General features: G+C 71.6%; 14 protein-coding genes and 1 pseudogene. 8 read left to right on the top strand and 7 right to left on the bottom strand.

Annotation, left to right across the window (positions count from 1 at the left end; genetic code table 11):
• Positions 1-313: 313 nt before the first annotated feature.
• Together H343_RS0122655 and H343_RS36100 are read right to left on the bottom strand one after the other, a co-directional pair.
• Positions 314-3,154 (bottom strand): aconitate hydratase, encoded by a 2,841-nt coding sequence (locus H343_RS0122655; RefSeq protein WP_028433006.1) that lies wholly within the window; start codon positions 3,152-3,154, stop codon positions 314-316.
• Between the two features lie 155 nt (positions 3,155-3,309).
• Positions 3,310-3,507: a hypothetical protein gene (locus H343_RS36100; protein ID WP_028433005.1), complete on the bottom strand. Its 198-nt coding sequence runs from the start codon at positions 3,505-3,507 to the stop codon at positions 3,310-3,312.
• A 106-nt stretch (positions 3,508-3,613) separates the two neighbouring features.
• Between H343_RS36100 and H343_RS0122645 the strand changes: the two genes are divergently transcribed.
• A complete protein-coding gene (locus tag H343_RS0122645) occupies positions 3,614-5,143 on the top strand; it encodes a UDP-N-acetylglucosamine 1-carboxyvinyltransferase (RefSeq protein ID WP_028433004.1) in 1,530 nt (509 codons plus the stop codon).
• A gap of 109 nt (positions 5,144-5,252) precedes the next feature.
• On the opposite strand, the gene H343_RS32265 is transcribed toward H343_RS0122645, so the two are convergent.
• Positions 5,253-6,074: an AraC family transcriptional regulator gene (locus H343_RS32265; protein WP_037904750.1), complete on the bottom strand. Its 822-nt coding sequence runs from the start codon at positions 6,072-6,074 to the stop codon at positions 5,253-5,255.
• Positions 6,075-6,123: 49 nt separating this feature from the next.
• Between H343_RS32265 and H343_RS0122635 the strand changes: the two genes are divergently transcribed.
• Positions 6,124-6,555 (top strand): DUF2000 domain-containing protein, encoded by a 432-nt coding sequence (locus H343_RS0122635; RefSeq protein ID WP_028433003.1) that lies wholly within the window; start codon positions 6,124-6,126, stop codon positions 6,553-6,555.
• A gap of 102 nt (positions 6,556-6,657) precedes the next feature.
• On the opposite strand, the gene H343_RS0122630 is transcribed toward H343_RS0122635, so the two are convergent.
• From H343_RS0122630 to H343_RS0122620, 3 genes are read right to left on the bottom strand one after another with little or no spacing between them, the layout of a single operon-like run.
• On the bottom strand, positions 6,658-6,939 hold the full coding sequence (locus H343_RS0122630) for a DUF6510 family protein (protein ID WP_028433002.1): 282 nt from the start codon (positions 6,937-6,939) through the stop codon (positions 6,658-6,660).
• A 1-nt stretch (position 6,940) separates the two neighbouring features.
• A complete protein-coding gene (locus H343_RS0122625) occupies positions 6,941-7,696 on the bottom strand; it encodes a ferredoxin reductase (RefSeq protein WP_028433001.1) in 756 nt (251 codons plus the stop codon).
• A complete protein-coding gene (locus tag H343_RS0122620; protein ID WP_028433000.1) occupies positions 7,666-8,265 on the bottom strand; it encodes a sulfite oxidase-like oxidoreductase in 600 nt (199 codons plus the stop codon). Before H343_RS0122620 ends, H343_RS0122625 begins: the two co-directional genes overlap by 31 nt.
• 345 nt (positions 8,266-8,610) lie before the next feature.
• Here H343_RS0122620 and H343_RS0122615 point away from each other — a divergent pair, with 345 nt between their 5' ends.
• The 5 genes from H343_RS0122615 (at position 8,611) to H343_RS32260 (ending at position 14,135) form a co-directional block, all read left to right on the top strand.
• The gene (locus H343_RS0122615; protein ID WP_028432999.1) at positions 8,611-9,945 is read left to right on the top strand and encodes a hypothetical protein; all 1,335 of its coding nucleotides are present in this window, start codon (positions 8,611-8,613) and stop codon (positions 9,943-9,945) included.
• A gap of 226 nt (positions 9,946-10,171) precedes the next feature.
• A complete protein-coding gene (locus H343_RS0122610) occupies positions 10,172-10,957 on the top strand; it encodes a hypothetical protein (RefSeq protein ID WP_028432998.1) in 786 nt (261 codons plus the stop codon).
• Between the two features lie 307 nt (positions 10,958-11,264).
• Positions 11,265-12,416: a DNA glycosylase AlkZ-like family protein gene (locus tag H343_RS0122605; RefSeq protein WP_028432997.1), complete on the top strand. Its 1,152-nt coding sequence runs from the start codon at positions 11,265-11,267 to the stop codon at positions 12,414-12,416.
• A 97-nt stretch (positions 12,417-12,513) separates the two neighbouring features.
• Positions 12,514-13,263 carry a helix-turn-helix domain-containing protein gene (locus tag H343_RS0122600; protein ID WP_028432996.1) on the top strand — a complete coding sequence of 250 codons (750 nt, stop codon included), beginning with the start codon at positions 12,514-12,516 and terminating at the stop codon, positions 13,261-13,263.
• Positions 13,260-14,135 carry an isocitrate lyase/PEP mutase family protein gene (locus H343_RS32260; protein ID WP_078506035.1) on the top strand — a complete coding sequence of 292 codons (876 nt, stop codon included), beginning with the start codon at positions 13,260-13,262 and terminating at the stop codon, positions 14,133-14,135. Before H343_RS0122600 ends, H343_RS32260 begins: the two co-directional genes overlap by 4 nt.
• A 261-nt stretch (positions 14,136-14,396) precedes the next feature.
• Here H343_RS32260 and H343_RS32255 read toward each other — a convergent pair.
• Positions 14,397-14,758, bottom strand: a pseudogene (locus H343_RS32255) (metallophosphoesterase family protein); the annotation flags it as partial.
• Positions 14,759-14,919: 161 nt separating this feature from the next.
• Here H343_RS32255 and H343_RS0122585 point away from each other — a divergent pair.
• Positions 14,920-15,528, top strand: coding sequence for a hypothetical protein (locus H343_RS0122585; RefSeq protein ID WP_158679599.1), 609 nt, complete (start codon positions 14,920-14,922; stop codon positions 15,526-15,528).
• Positions 15,529-15,536 lie beyond the last annotated feature (8 nt).

Raw genomic sequence — 15,536 nt, 5'->3', positions numbered from 1 at the left:
CCAGGACTCAGGCGGTGTTCCGGTCTCCCGACGACTCGCCCACCGGCGAAGGGCCCGACACCGCGGGTCAGTTGAAGCTGAGTGGTGCTGTTGTCTCGCTACCGCCAGGAGCGCCGCGCGCACGGGCCCTCGTGAGGTGCCGACAGGTATAGTCCACTTGGCGTCAACAGGGCAAGATCAAAGCAACCCGATCGGTGAGTCTTTCCCGAGTTGAGACCTGCCGACCCACTGGCGCGGGTATGCGGCTCCCTCCGGGCACGGCGGAGGCGGGCGCCGGATCTCTCCCGCGCCCGCCTCCTGAGCCTCGGCGGCGCTACTTGCGCAGCAGCGAGCGCAGCACGTACTGCATGATGCCGCCGTTGCGGTAGTAGTCGGCCTCACCAGGGGTGTCGATACGGACCGTGGCGTCGAACCCGACACCCGTCTCCGTGCTGACGGCCACCGTCTGCGGAACGCCGCCCTCGTTGAGCGCGGTGATCCCGGAGACCGTGAAGGTCTCCTCGCCGCTCAGGCCCAGCGACTCGGCCGTCTGCCCCTCCGGGAACTGCAGCGGCAGGACGCCCATCCCGATCAGGTTGGAGCGGTGGATGCGCTCGTAGGACTCGGCGATGACCGCCTTGACGCCCAGCAGCGCGGTGCCCTTGGCCGCCCAGTCGCGGGAGGAGCCGGAACCGTACTCCTTGCCGGCCAGGACGACCAGCGGGATGCCCTGGGACTGGTAGTTCTGCGAGGCGTCGTAGATGAAGGAGACCGGCGCGTCCGGCTGCGTGAAGTCGCGGGTGTAGCCGCCTTCGGTGCCCGGGGCGATCTGGTTGCGCAGCCGGATGTTGGCGAAGGTCCCGCGGATCATCACCTCGTGGTTGCCGCGCCGCGAGCCGTAGCTGTTGAAGTCGCGGCGCTCGACACCGTGCCCCGTCAGGTACTGGCCCGCCGGGGTGTCGGCCTTGATCGCGCCGGCCGGCGAGATGTGGTCGGTGGTGACCGAGTCGCCCAGCTTCGCCAGCACCCGTGCCCCGGAGATGTCCTGGACCGGGGAGGGCTCGGTGCCCATGCCTTCGAAGTAGGGAGGCTTGCGTACGTACGTGGACTCCGGGTCCCACTCGAAGGTGTTGCCGGTCGGCACGGGCAGCGCCTGCCACTGCGCGTCACCCGCGAAGACGTCCGCGTAGTCCTTGGTGAACATCTCCTGGCCGATGCAGGAGGCGACGACCTCCTCGATCTCCTGCTCGGAGGGCCACAGGTCGGACAGGTGGACCGGATTGCCGTCCTGGTCGTCGGCGAGGGGCTCGGTGGTGATGTCGACCTTCATCGAACCCGCGATGGCGTAGGCGACGACCAGCGGAGGAGAGGCCAGGTAGTTCATCTTCACATCGGGGTTGATGCGGCCCTCGAAGTTGCGGTTGCCGGAGAGCACCGCGGCGACCGCGAGGTCGTTGTCGTTGACCGCGCGGGAGACCTCCTCCGGCAGCGGGCCGGAGTTGCCGATGCAGGTGGTGCAGCCGTAGCCGACGAGGTTGAAGCCGAGCTTGTCCAGGTACGGGGTGAGACCCGCGCGGTCGTAGTAGTCCATGACGACCTGGGAGCCGGGCGCGAGGGTGGTCTTGACCCACGGCTTGCGCGTCAGGCCCTTCTCCACCGCCTTCTTGGCAACCAGGGCCGCGCCGACCATGACGTACGGGTTGGAGGTGTTGGTGCACGAGGTGATCGCGGCGACCGCGACGGCGCCGTGGTCGATCTCGTAGGAGTTGCCGTCGGGGCCCGTCACCCGCACCGGATTGCTGGGGCCGACGTCCGGGCCCGAGCCGATGGCCGTGTGCTGCGGCCTGCCCACGCCGTTCTCGTCGTGTCCGTAGGCCGGGGCGTCACTGGCCGGGAAGGACTCCGAGCCCGCCTCGTCGACCGGGGAGGCCACGCCGTGCGGCTTCTCCTGCTGCGGCACGCCGGGCTTGCGGTCGGCGCCACCGGTGACGTCCTCGGCGACATAGGCGGGCAGGTCCGCGAAGAACTGCCGCTTGGCCTCCGACAGCGCGATCCGGTCCTGCGGGCGCTTGGGCCCGGCGATGGACGGCACGACGGTGGCCAGGTCCAGCTCCAGGTACTCGCTGAACTCCGGCTCACGGGAGCTGTCGTGCCACAGGCCCTGCTCCTTGGCGTACGTCTCGACGAGCTGGAGCTGGCTCTCGGAACGCCCGGTGAGCTTGAGGTACTTGATGGTCTCCTCGTCGATCGGGAACATCGCAGCCGTGGAGCCGAACTCCGGCGACATGTTGCCGATGGTGGCGCGGTTCGCCAGCGGGACGGCGCCCACGCCCTCGCCGTAGAACTCCACGAACTTGCCGACGACGCCGTGCTTGCGCAGCATCTCCGTGATCGTGAGAACGAGGTCGGTGGCGGTGGTGCCCGTCGGCAGCTGCCCGGTCAGCTTGAAGCCGACCACGCGCGGGATCAGCATCGAGACCGGCTGGCCGAGCATCGCGGCCTCGGCCTCGATGCCGCCCACGCCCCAGCCGAGCACGCCCAGGCCGTTGACCATGGTGGTGTGCGAGTCGGTGCCCACGAGGGTGTCCGGGTAGGCCTGGCCGCCGCGGACCATGACGGTGCGGGCGAGGTGCTCGATGTTCACCTGGTGGACGATGCCGGTGCCGGGCGGTACGACCTTGAACTCGTCGAAGGCGGTCTGTCCCCAGCGCAGGAACTGGTAGCGCTCGCGGTTGCGCCCGTACTCCAGCTCGACGTTCTGGGCGAAGGCGTTGGCCGTGCCGAACTTGTCGGCGATGACGGAATGGTCGATGACCAGCTCGGCGGGTGCGAGCGGGTTGATGCGGTCCGCGTCGCCGCCCAGCTCCTTGACGGCCTCACGCATGGTCGCCAGGTCCACCACGCAGGGCACCCCGGTGAAGTCCTGCATGATCACGCGGGCGGGGGTGAACTGGATCTCGTGGCTGGGCTGGGCGCCGGGGTCCCAGGCGCCCACCGCACGGATGTGGTCGGCGGTGCTGTTCGCGCCGTCCTCGGTGCGGAGCAGGTTCTCCAGCAGCACCTTCAGGCTGTACGGGAGGCGGGCGGAGCCCTCCACCTTGTCCAGCTTGAAGATCTCGTACGACTCGTCCCCCACCTGCAGCGTGCTGCGGGCGTCGAAGCTGTTCGCCGACACGACAGTCTCCTTCAGTACGTCATTGCCGACCGTCCCCCTGGCCGGACACGGCCGGGAGACCCCCGGAGGGGCACTGCTAGAGTTTGGTTAGGTAAGCCTTACTCAGCAGCGGTCGTAGGTGCGCTTGCGCCAGTTATCTCGATGTCGAGATAACTCTAGTACACGACCGCGGGGCGGTCATGCCCCGCCCCGTATGCCGCCCCTCGGGTTCCCCCGTGCGCACGGCCCACGCCCGGTGGTAGGCCGGACTCCCAGAGGAAGTCGCCCGGCTCCAGCCGCTGAAGGTGGTGACCGAAGAGGGCCCAGGCCAGGTCGAACTGCGGGCGCAGCACGTCACTTCGGGACACGGACATCGGCCGACCCTGGCACACCCCGGCTCCACGGAACATCGATTGTCCGGCCGCGATTCCCACACCTGTCGCACGCGATGTCATCTCAGATATGAGATATCCTCACTGTATGACTGACGACTACCTCGCTCGCATCGGCCAACTCATCCGCGACGCCCGGCAGCACCGGGGCTGGACCCAGACGAAACTCGCGGAGGCTCTGGCCACCAGCCAGAGCGCGGTCAACCGCATCGAGCGAGGCAATCAGAACATCAGCCTTGAGATGATCGCCCGCATCTCCGAGGCGCTGGACAGCGAGATCGTCTCCCTCGGTTACTCGGGCCCGATGCACCTGCGCGTCGTCGGCGGACGGCGCCTGTCCGGGAGCATCGACGTCAAGACCAGCAAGAACGCCTGCGTCGCCCTGCTGTGCGCCTCACTGCTCAACTCGGGCCGTACGGTGCTGCGCAGGGTCGCCCGCATCGAAGAGGTCTTCCGCATCCTGGAGGTCCTCTCCTCGATCGGCGTCCGCGCCCGCTGGATCAACGACGGCGCGGACCTGGAGATCGTCCCGCCCGCCGAGCTCGACCTGGACGCCATCGACGCGGACGCCGCACGCCGCACGCGCAGCATCATCATGTTCCTCGGCCCGCTGCTGCACCGCATGGACCGCTTCCGCATCCCCTACGCGGGCGGCTGCGACCTCGGCACGCGTACCGTGCAGCCCCACATGATCGCGCTGCGCCGCTTCGGCCTGGACATCACCGCCACCGAGGGCCTCTACCACGCCGTCGTGGACCGGGCCGTGACGCCCGAGCGCCCGATCGTGCTGACCGAGCGCGGCGACACCGTCACGGAGAACGCGCTGCTGGCCGCCGCACGGCACGACGGCGTCACCGTCATCCGCAACGCCTCGTCCAACTACATGGTCCAGGACCTGTGCTTCTTCCTGGAGCAGCTCGGCGTCAGGGTCGAGGGAGTGGGCACCACCACGCTGACCGTGCACGGACTGGCCGACATCGACGTCGACGTCGACTACTCCCCCTCCGAGGACCCGGTGGAGGCGATGAGCCTGATGGCCGCGGCGGTGGTCACCGGTTCCGAACTGACCGTGTGCCGGGTGCCGGTGGAGTTCCTGGAGATCGAACTCGCGGTGCTGGAGGAGATGGGGCTGGAGATGGAGCGCGGCGCCGAGTACGCCGCGGACAACGGCCGTACGCGCCTGGTGGACCTCACGCTGCACCCCTCCAAGCTGGAGGCGCCCATCGACAAGATCCACCCGATGCCCTTCCCCGGCATCAACATCGACAACGTGCCCTTCTTCGCGGCCATCGCCGCCGTCGCCGAGGGCAAGACGCTCATCCACGACTGGGTCTACGACAACCGCGCCATCTACCTCACCGACCTCAACCGTCTGGGCGGCAGGCTCCAACTCCTCGACCCGCACCGCGTGCTGGTGGACGGCCCGACGCGCTGGAGGGCGGCGGAGATGATGTGCCCGCCCGCGCTGCGGCCCGCCGTGGTGGTACTGCTGGCGATGCTGGCCGCGGAGGGTACGTCCGTGCTGCGCAACGTGTATGTGATCAACCGGGGTTACGAGGACCTGGCCGAGCGCCTCAACGAAGTGGGCGCGCAGATCGAGACGTTCCGCGACATCTGAGGCACGGACGCCGCCGCATCCGTCCTGAACGGCGCAGACGGACGTACCTCAGGGAGGGGGTGCGGCGCCTACCGCCGGGGCCGCCCGCTCGTGCGCGAGGGCCGACGGTTCAGGTGCTGATGTGCCGCTCCGGGACGGAGCCCCCGCGCGCGTAGCGCCCGGGGGCGGTGCCCACGAACCGTTTGAAGTGCCGGGTCAGATGCGACTGGTCGTAGAAGCCGGCCGCGGCTGCGACCTCCGCAGGGGGCCGGCCGTCGAGGAGCAGCCGCCGGGCGCGGTCGATCCGGCGGGCCATGAGGTACTGGTGCGGGGCGATGCCGAAGGCCGCGGTGAACGCCCGCACCAGGTGCGTGGGATGAGCGTGCACCAGCTGCGCCGCCTCCTCCAGGCTCACGCCACGGAGCAGCCTCTCGTCGAGGAGCTCCCGCAGGCTGTGGGCCACGCCGCGGCCGGCCCGGGCCGGTTGCGCGACGAGCCGGGGCCGCAGGTGGCCGCGCAGCCGTTCCCCGATCAGGGCGAGACGGCTCTCCGCCTCGAATTCGTCGCCCCGGCACGACAGGGCCGAGTGCAGCTGTCCGACTCGCCGGCGCAGCAGGGGGTCGACCATGTCGGGGCCGTCCACCGCCGAGCCGATGAAGCTCTCGTCCAGCTGTGTCAGATCCAGGTACAGCACCCGCTTGCGAAAGCCCTGCGAGGTGGCGGGTGAGCCGTTGTGCGGTACCTGCGGAGGGAGCAGGGACACCGTGTCGTGGGGGGTGCCGTGCTCACGCCGGTTCAGGTCGTAGCGGACCGCGCCGTCGTCGACGATCAGCAGTGTCCACACGTCGTGGACGTGCATCGGGTACTCGTGCTCGGTGAAACGGGCGTGGAAGACCTCCACGACACCCGGGATCTGCGGGCGCCACGCGGAAACCTCCTGCCGTCCCACCATGCCAAGAACGTACAAGAAGTCGCGGCAGGGCATCCGACAGGCTCAGAGCATGGCGACCGAGAAGACCCCCGTACGATTCGACACCAAGATTGCCGTCCTGCTGCGCGAGGATCTTGAGCCCTGGCAGCGGCTGAATGTGACCGCGTTCCTGATCAGCGGTCTCGGCTCGGAGCTGCCCGAGGTGATCGGCGAGCCGTACGCCGACGCCGACGGCACCCCGTATCTGCCGATGTTCCGCCAGCCCGTCCTGGTCTTCGAGGGGGCGAAGGAGACGCTGACCGCCGCGCACGGCCGCGTCCTGTCCCGTTCGCTGCCCCGGGCCGCTTTCACCTCCGACCTCTTCGCCACCGGCGACGACGAGGCCAACCGCGCAGCGGTTCGGGCTGTGCCGAAGGATCAGCTGGATCTGGTGGGTCTCGCCGTGTACGGACCACGCAACGCCGTCGACAAGGTGGTCAAGGGCGCCCGCATGCACCCCTGACCCGGGCGGTCGTTCCGCTGGCCGGGCGGCGCCGGCCGAGCCTCCTGACGCGGCGGGCCCGACGGGTCGTCACCTCAGAGGTCAGAGGCCAGAGGTCAGAGGTCAGGGCGTCAGGGGGATGCGCAGCGACGCGGTGCCGCGCAGATCCAGCCATACGGCTTCGGGGGCGCGCACCACGCGGAGCGCCACGCTGCCGCAGTGGGGGCAGCGTCCCACCAGGCCGGGCGCGTGCGTGTAGACGTGCAGCCGTGCGACCGGTTCGCTGGTGCCGCAGTTCGCGCAGCGACCGGTGGCGCCGGTGAGGTCGACGGCGAAGATCTCGCCGAGCGGGCCCGCGAGGGCGTTGCCGTCCTCGTGCTCGTCGCTGTCGGACTGGATGTGCATGTCAGCCTCCACTCGGGCCGAAGCGTTCGGTGCGGATGCGGTCGGGATCGTGACCCAGATCGACGAGCAGGTCGGCCGCGGTCTCGACGAAACCCGTGGGGCCGCAGACGTAGCAGACGGGCGAGGAGTCCGGCGGCCAGGTGAAGGCGCCGAGGTCCTTCTCGCCGATCCTGCCGGGCGCACGGGACCGGTCGTCGGCGGACGCCCTGGTGTAGAGAAACCTCGTCTCCAGACCCGGTTCCCCGCCGCGCAGTTCGGGCAGGTAGTAGCGGTCGGCGGGCGTGCGTACCGAGTGCAGCAGCCGGAAGGGCGCGGCCTCCGCGACCCCGCGCCGGACGCGGATCATGCACATCAGGGGCACGATGCCGGAGCCGCCGCCCACCAGCAGGACGGGCTCCCTCCGTTCGGGGGTCCACACGAACCATCCCCCGACCGGCCCGCGCAGCTCCACGGGGTCGCCCGGCGCGAGTTCCTCGACCAGATACGGGGAGACCTCGCCGTCGGCGACCCTCTGCACGGTGAGTTCGACACGCTGACCGTCGGGCGCCGAAGCGAGCGAGTAGCTGCGCTGGGCGCTGTAGCCGTCCTCGGCCGTCAGGCGCACATCGACGTGCTGTCCGGCCGCGTGACCCGGCCAGCCCGGGACGTCCAGCACGAGGGTGCTCGCCCCCTCGCTCTCCGCCCGCCGTTCCACCAGCGTGGCGACCTGCCAGCGCAGGCGCGTGCCTAGTCGCCCTGATACCGCTGCTCGCGCCATGGGTCTCCGTAGTCGTGGTAGCCGACGCTCTCCCAGAAGCCCGGCTCGTCCTGAGTGAGCAGCCGCATGCTGTTCACCCATTTCGCCGATTTCCAGAAGTACAGATGGGGGACGAGGAGCCGCGCCGGGCCACCGTGCTCCGGGGGGATGTCGGCGCCGTCGTAGCCGTAGGCGATCCATGCCTTGCCGTCGAGCAGGTCCTCCAGCGGCAGATTGGTGGTGTATCCGCCGTAGGAAGCGGTCAGGGCGAAATCCGCGGCGGTCTCCACCTCCGCCAGCAGTACGTCCAGGGAGACGCCCTGCCAGGACGTCGCGAACTTGGACCACTTCGTCACGCAGTGAAGGTCCACCGTGGGGTTCTCGCTGGGCAGCGCCATCAGATCGGCCCAGTTCCAGGTCTTCCGGTCTCCCGTCTCGGTGGTGACCGTGAACTCCCACTCCTCCCGGTCGATCCGCGGCGTGGGACCGGCCGAGAGCACCGGGAAGTCGTACGTCTCGTACTGTCCCGGTGGCAGCCGGTGGGAAGACTCACGCGCCCGGCCTCGGAACCCTGGAGAGACGATGCCCACGCCTGGAATCCTCCTTGTCTCGGCGGTCGCCGATCGCTCGTGCGCCGCACCGGGTGCCGCGAGCCCCCACCGGGGAACCGCGGGAGGCCCGGGCGGCAGGCACATGCATCCCTCCCAGCACGGAACGTATTTCATGCTCTGAGCGGGCAATCACACCCGTGAGCAGCCGGTCTGTACGAGCGGGGGCGCCGGCGCCAGGGCTCGGCCCGCTCCCAGGGGCACCCGGGCCGGCCGCGGAGGCGGACGCACGCAGCCGTCGGTGCAGCCGCCGGAAGTGGCACGGTCTGCGGTCGTTCCCGGTCTCCCCGCAGGTCATTCTGTTCGATTCGGTGGTACACATGGCCTATGGGTACCAAGAGGCGTCACGGACTTTTCGGACTGATCCTCCTCCTGGTGGCCGCCGTCCTCGCGACGATGGCCGTCGCGGCACCCGGTGCGGGCGCCGCCCCCGGCAGGGCCGACAGTGTCGAGGAAGTGGCCGCGGAGCTGAGGGACAACCCGGTCTACGTCGACCCGCGGGCCTCCGACCGGCTCTCCGGCTCCGAAGCCGCGGACCTGAACGAGAAGATCGAGAACGCCGACAAGCCGGTCTTCCTGGCCGTACTGCCGGAGGCACCCGAGTTCCAGCCGTCGTCACTGCTGCGGGACCTGCGCAGCCAGGTCGGCGAAGCAGGCGTCTACGGCGTCGTCCTCGACGGTGACTTCGCCGCCGGAGCAGACCGGAACGTGCTCTCGCGCAGCACCGTCAACGACCTGCGCTCCTCCGCGGAACGCTCCGCCGGAGGCGATACGGACGAACTGCTCAACGACTTCACCGACGGGGCGACGCAGGAAGCGCGCGGCGACGCGCCCGCCTCCTGGGGCGGCGGCTCGTCCGGCGCCGGCACCGGCATCTTCGGGCTGGTGCTGCTGGGCCTGCTCGTCCTCGGTCTGACCGGCGGCTTCCTCGCCCGCAGCCGCGCCCGCAAGCGCCAGGCCGAGCAGGACCGGGAGCGGCTGGAGACGCTGCGCCCGGTGGTGGACGAGGACATCACCGCGTTCGGTGAGGAACTGGACCGCATCGGCTTCGAACCCACCGCCCCCACCTCCGACGACGCCATGCGCCGCGACTACACCCACGCCCTCAACTCCTACGACGAGGCGAAGCGGTCCATGGACTCCGCCCGGGGCCCGCAGGACGTACGGCAGGTCACCGAGTCGCTGGAGGACGGCCGCTTCGCCCTGGTCACGCTGGAGGCGAGGCGGGAGAACCAGCCGCTGCCGGAGCGCCGCATGCCGTGCTTCTTCGACCCGCGCCACGGTCCGTCCGTCAAGGACGTGGAGTGGGCGCCGCCCGGCGGGACGGCCAGGACCGTGCCGGTCTGCGCGGCGGACGCCGCGCGCCTGGCGGACGGCGACGAGCCGATGACCCGCACCGTGGACACACCGGACGGACGCCGTCCGTACTGGGAGGCGGGCCCTGCCTACGCGCCCTGGGCCGGGGGCTACTTCGGCGGCGCCCTCCTCCCGGGCCTGCTGGCGGGCACGCTGCTGGGCAGCGCGCTGATGCCGTACGGGGCGTACGGCTCGGACTTCGGGGGCGGCGGAGAGGGCGGCGACTTCGGCGGCTCGGACTTCGGCGGAGGCGACTTCGGGGGCGGCGGCTTCGGCGGGGGCGACTTCGGCGGCGGAGGGTTCTGACCGCTCCCGCGGGGCGCGGCTCCCTCGTTCCACGGGTGCGCGTACCGGTGGTCTCACCGGTGCGGGTTCCGGCGGTTCCGCCGTGGCGCGCGCCGCGCCGCGCCGGGCCCGGACCGGGCCCTCGTGCGCGTTCTCCTTCGTTCGGCACAAGGAAGAGGCGCTGCTGTTGCCGGTTCCCTTCCGTCCCGTTTGACTCGGTTGTGCGGACCCGTACGGAGGTGGCTCGATGCTCTCGTCCCGAAGCCTGTTCAGGGAGATCCTGGACGACGACCGCTCCTTCCAGCTCTTCTGCTCCGTCGCCGCCGGCGGCGAGGCGCAGGGCGGCTGGGAGAACGCCCGGATCGCTGCCCTGGTGCCGGAGAGCATGCGGGATCTCGCACCCAAGATCACCAGGCACGGGGCGGACGAGGACAAGCACGGCCGCATCTTCCTCGCCCTGCTCAAGAAGCGCGGCCTGGAGCCCGTCGAGGTGCCGCCGGAGGCCGACTACACGATGCTTCTGGAGCGGCGCGGGATCGGCCTCGCCCACGACAGGCTCCGCCGCGACGAACCGCTCTCCGAAGAGGACGTCGTCGTCTACCTCACGCACAGCCGGGTCACCGAGGAACGGGCCGCGGGACAGATGGCGATGCTTCTGGCCTGCTGCGCCGACGATCCGGAACTCGGCAGGGGCATCAGGATGATCAGCAACGACGAGGACAACCATCTCGCCTACTGCCACGAGGAGTTGCTGAGGCTCGCCGGGCACGGTCACCTGGAGGTCATCCGCAGGCTGCTGCGCGAGACGGCCCTCGCGGAGACCGTCGTCCACCGTCGGGTGAGCCTGGCGGTGATGGCCCACATGGGACGGATCCTGCGCTGGCCGGCGGCCAAGTCCGCCGTGCTGGCCGCAGGCATCCACGGCATGTACGCCTACGAACGCCTCGGCGGCTGGCGCCGCAACGCGACCCTGACGATGCCGGAGAAGCGCAACGCCCTCGGCGGCCCGGCGAGCGTCGCCCCGGCCCTGTGACGGGCGGCCGTCCCGGACGGCGTCCGCTGCCGGGACGCGCGCACAGGCGCATTCGGCCGGGGGACGGGCCCGCGGCCCGGGCGGGGGCGCGCGGGGCTCGGGCAGAGCGGCCTCGGGCCTGCTCCGAATACTGACGGGTTCCTGCGTCCGTGCGGGCTTCCCCGTCCGCGCGGGCTCCGTCCTGCGGACGGGCTCCGGCAAGGGCCCTGTGCTCCCCTCCCGCCGGGGGACACTGGAGTCCGCGCACCGCGCGGTCGCGGTGGCGGAGCCCCGGGAGGCGAGCCCAGTGAGATCCGATGTGCCACAGCTGTCCTGGTCGCGGATATCGGCACGGCGCATGGAGCGCAGCGCCCTCGCCGCGCCGCACGGCTCGGCCGGTCCCGCCGAGATCGCCGGTCTCGTCTGCGGGGCCCAGGCCCAGGTGCTCTCCGCGGCCGAACTCTCCCTCGCGACCCGTACGGACGGCGCGACCCGTGCCGACGTGCGCGCTGCCCTGTGGGAGCGGCACAGCCTGGTCAAGACGCACGGTCCGCGCGGCACTCTCCACCTGCTGAGCACCGTGGACCTCCCCATGTGGATCGGCGCGTTCGCCGACATCCCGCAGCCCCCCAGCCCTTTCCCCGCGGACGTCCGGCTGACCGCGGAGCAGACCGAAGAGGTCGTCACGGCCATCGGCAAGGCCCTCCAGGACGCCGAGCTGACGATCGACGAGCTGAGCGAGGCGGTGACCGAGGCGACGGGGCCGTGGGCCGCAGATCCCGTCATGCCCGCTTTCCAGGGCATGTGGCCGCGCTGGCGCCAGGCGCACGCTCTCGCCTCCCAGCGCGGGTTCCTCTGCCACGGCCCGAACCGGGGCCGCAAGGTCACCTACACCAGTCCGCGGCGCCACACGGACGGGAGGCCGCCGCTCGACGGCCGCACCGCCCGGGAACAGCTCGCCGAGCGCTATCTGCACGCCTACGGACCCGCCACGGCACAGGACTTCGCGCGGTGGCTGGGGGCGCCGCGCGCCTGGGCCGAGGAGGTCTTCCGCGACATGGAGGGCGGCGGCCGGCTCCAGCCGGCCGAAGCCGACGGCAGCCCGGCACGGGTGAACGCCGGCGACACGGAGTTCCCCACGGAGGCGCCTCGCGGTGTGCGGCTGCTGCCGTACTTCGACGCCTACGTGATCGCCTCCCGGCCGCGCGAGCGGCTCTATCCGGGTGCGGCCGCCGAGCGTGCCCTCGCACCCAGCGGCCAGGCGGGCAACTTCCCCGTGCTGCTGATCGACGGCGTCGTGGCCGGCGTCTGGCACCAGCGCCGCTCGGGGCGCACGGTCCACATCACGGTGGAACCCCTCACGCCGCTCACCGCCCGGCACCGGGCCGCGCTGGAGACGGAGGTGGAGCGGGTGGCGAACGTACTCGAAGGCAGGCCCGCACTGACCGTCGGGAAGGTCACCGTAGGCGCCCACGCCTGACGGGAACACCTATGAGGGCACGGCTCTGCGCTCGACCGGTGACAGTTCGGCGGACAGTTCGGCGGGTGCCGAAGTGTCCGTGGCGCATCATGGCCGCATGGAACGAGCGACGGAGCTCTCACATCCGCACGGGCAGTCCGCCCTCCCCTCCGGAAGGCAGCTCGCGGCGCTGGCCGGCCTGCTCGCCGACGGGACGCGCGCCGGCATCTGCCTGTGCCTGCTCGACGGCCGCGCCTGGACCGCGGGAGAGCTGGCACGGTCGGCGGGCGTGACGGCGGCGACGATGAGCGGGCACCTCGACAAGCTGGTGCGCGGAGGGCTGCTGGCCGAGACGCGGCAGGGACGGCACCGCTACGTGCGCCTCGCGGGGCAGCGGGCCGCGCGGCTCGTCGAGGGCCTGGCGGCACACGCCGGACCGCCGCCCGCGCCGCGCGGCCTGCGTGCCGCTTCGGCCGGTGCGGCGATGGCACGGGCACGCACCTGCTACGACCACCTCGCGGGCGCCCTGGGCGTCGCCGTCACCGACGCGATGCTGGACCGCGGCCTGCTGCGGCAGTCCGCCGGTCTCGCGGTGACGGATGCCGGGCTCGACTGGTTCGCGCGGCTGGGAGCGGACCTGTCGCCACGGCCCGGCAGCCGCCGTCCGGCGGCGCGCTCATGCCTGGACTGGACGGAACGCCGCCCGCATCTGGCGGGGCGGGCGGGGGCGGCGCTGTGCGGGTACGTCCTGGAGTCCGGATGGTGCGAACACATCGGCAGCGGGAGGGCGTTGCGGGTCACGGAAAGGGGCCGGGACGGGCTGGAGGAGCTGCTGGGGATGCGGACGCCGGAGAAGGACGGCGTATGAGCGCCGTGAGCGCGTACGAGACCTTCCGTGCGCTGCACCACGGCGACCGGCCCCTGGTACTGCCCAACGCCTGGGACCACGCGTCCGCGGCGGCCCTGCACCGGCGCGGCTTCGCCGCCGTCGGCACGACGAGCCTGGGCGTCGCGGCCGGGGCCGGCCTGCCCGACGGGGCCGGGGCGGCGCGCGCCGAGACGCTGGCGCTCGGGCGGGGGCTGGCGCGGCTGCCGGTGCCGGTCACCGTCGACATCGAGGGCGGTTTCGGCGACGATCCGGCGCACGTCGCGGAACTGGCGGCGGAGCTGGCGCGGGCGGGAGTCGCGGGCGTCAACATCGAGGACGGGCTTGCGGACGGCACCCTCACCGATCCGGCACGCCACGCGGCGAAGATCACGGCCGTCAAGGAGGCCGCTCCGGCCCTCTTCGTCAACGCCCGCACGGACACGCACTGGCTGGGTGCCGACCCCACCGTCCGGGCCGCCGTGAGCCGTTGCGCGGCATACGCGGCCGCCGGGGCGGACGGTGTCTTCGTACCGGGAGTCACCTCGCTGCACGACATCTGCGCGCTCACGGCGGAGGCCGATGCGCCGCTGAACGTGCTCCACTCCCCCGCCGGCCCCACGGGCGACGAGCTGGCTCAGGCGGGGGTGCGCCGTATCAGCCTGGGGTCGCTGCTCTTCCGTGCGGCGCTGGGGCGGGCGGTGGAGCTGGCCTGGTCGGTCGCGCAGCCGGGCGGAGGAGGTGCGGGCACGGCGTCGCGTATGCCGCCGGACGCACCGGGCTACGGTGAAGTGCAGGATCTGCACAAGGAGTTCGGCGGCGGGGGCAGCGGGGGCGGCGGTGCGTCGCCGGCCTCCCGTACGCCTCCGGCATGACCCGTACGGGCTCGCGGGGCCGGGGCCGGGAGCCGCTCCGACGTGAGCCGCTCCGGCTCCCCCGGTGCACCGGCCCGACACGGGAGGCGCCCGTCTGCGCGAAGCGGTCACCCTCGTCGCACCGCTGTGGCCGGGACATCAACGGCGGTTCGTGCCGGGTACGGTGGCGCTCCGGCACCCGGCAGCTGCGCGAGCCGGCCACGCGCGCCGGCCCTCACGGCAGGAGCCCGGCCGACGGCGGCCGACGAGGTGCCGGTGACGTCACCGGCGGAGCGGGAGGCGGTGCAGGCGCACGCCGCTGAGTTCGCCGCCGTCCACCTCGGCGGTCATGTACGTGCAGTACGGCTGGCGGCGGCGGTCCGTCGGGGAGCCGGGGTTGAGCAGCCTCAGGCGCCCGTCCTCCGTCGTGCTGTCCCACGGGATGTGGCTGTGGCCGAAGACCAGCACGTCGTGTCCGGGGAAGCGCTCGGCGCAGCGGCGCTCCCGTGCCTTCGCAGGCCCGGTCTCGTGGACCACCGCGAAGCGGAGTCCGCCGAGTTCCGCCTCGGCCACCTCGGGCAGGCGCGCCCGCAGTTCGGGTCCTCGTTGTTGCCGTACACGCCGATGAGCCGCCGGGAGCGGGACGCCGGTGGTGTCGGCGGTCAGCAACTGTCGCACCGTGACCGTGACCACCGTCATGGGGCGTTTCCGGCAGAGCGCCCGCGCCGGGGCGCGCGAATGTACCCGACGGCAACTGAGTAGCGGAGCTCAGGTGTTCCGGGACCGCGCTTCCTACCATCACCGGATGGCTGCGGACCGGAGAAGCACCGAACACGGCGAACAGCAGTGGCAAAGGGCCTGCATGGTGACTCTGCTGGTCCTCGTCGGCCTGACCGTTCTGGGGCTGTGGGGGATCGCCCGGCTGGAGAAGAGCCTGGACGGGTACGGGCAGTTGGAGAACGGCTCCGACGGAAGCGTGGCCGCCCCGCTGTCGGCCGGTGTCGCCGCGCGGTACGAGGACGGGCTGGAGGTGACCGTCGGCGAGCCTCGCCGGGAACCCGGTGGGCGCGCGCATCGGTTCAGCGTCACCTACGAGAACGGAACGGACGCCACGCTCTCTCCGGCAGCCGGCTCCGCCGATGAGAGCGTGTCGGAGTACGGAGACGCCGCCCTCGTCGTACGCGCCGGGGACCCCCTCGACGACACCGGGCCCGACGACGGAAGCAGGAGCGACTGGCTCAACGACGATCAGGTGGCCCACAAGCTCCGGAAACCCCTCGGCGAAGGCGAGAGCCTCACCGTGACGGTGCGGGTGGCGGGAGACACGAAGGGGATGGCGGTCACCGTCGAGCTGAATCCGCCGCCGGATCAGGGGTACCGGGATGCGGCGTACTGGAAGCTCACCCTGCGCTGACACCCGGG

It is taken from the genome of Streptomyces sp. TAA204, assembly GCF_000424965.1.
This window is presented reverse-complemented; position numbering and strand designations above follow the sequence as displayed.

Excerpts from the sequence above, each read along its gene's own strand:
- H343_RS0122615 (WP_028432999.1), top strand. The coding sequence starts at position 8,611 with ATGGGTACCAAGAGGCGTCACGGACTTTTCGGACTGATCCTCCTCCTG.
- H343_RS0122600 (WP_028432996.1), top strand. The coding sequence starts at position 12,514 with ATGGAACGAGCGACGGAGCTCTCACATCCGCACGGGCAGTCCGCCCTC.
- H343_RS0122635 (WP_028433003.1), top strand. The coding sequence starts at position 6,124 with ATGGCGACCGAGAAGACCCCCGTACGATTCGACACCAAGATTGCCGTC.
- H343_RS0122645 (WP_028433004.1), top strand. The coding sequence starts at position 3,614 with ATGACTGACGACTACCTCGCTCGCATCGGCCAACTCATCCGCGACGCC.
- H343_RS36100 (WP_028433005.1), bottom strand. The coding sequence starts at position 3,507 with ATGTCCGTGTCCCGAAGTGACGTGCTGCGCCCGCAGTTCGACCTGGCC.
- H343_RS0122585 (WP_158679599.1), top strand. The coding sequence starts at position 14,920 with ATGGCTGCGGACCGGAGAAGCACCGAACACGGCGAACAGCAGTGGCAA.
- H343_RS0122625 (WP_028433001.1), bottom strand. The coding sequence starts at position 7,696 with ATGGCGCGAGCAGCGGTATCAGGGCGACTAGGCACGCGCCTGCGCTGG.
- H343_RS32260 (WP_078506035.1), top strand. The coding sequence starts at position 13,260 with ATGAGCGCCGTGAGCGCGTACGAGACCTTCCGTGCGCTGCACCACGGC.
- H343_RS32265 (WP_037904750.1), bottom strand. The coding sequence starts at position 6,074 with ATGGTGGGACGGCAGGAGGTTTCCGCGTGGCGCCCGCAGATCCCGGGT.
- H343_RS0122630 (WP_028433002.1), bottom strand. The coding sequence starts at position 6,939 with ATGCACATCCAGTCCGACAGCGACGAGCACGAGGACGGCAACGCCCTC.
- H343_RS0122610 (WP_028432998.1), top strand. The coding sequence starts at position 10,172 with ATGCTCTCGTCCCGAAGCCTGTTCAGGGAGATCCTGGACGACGACCGC.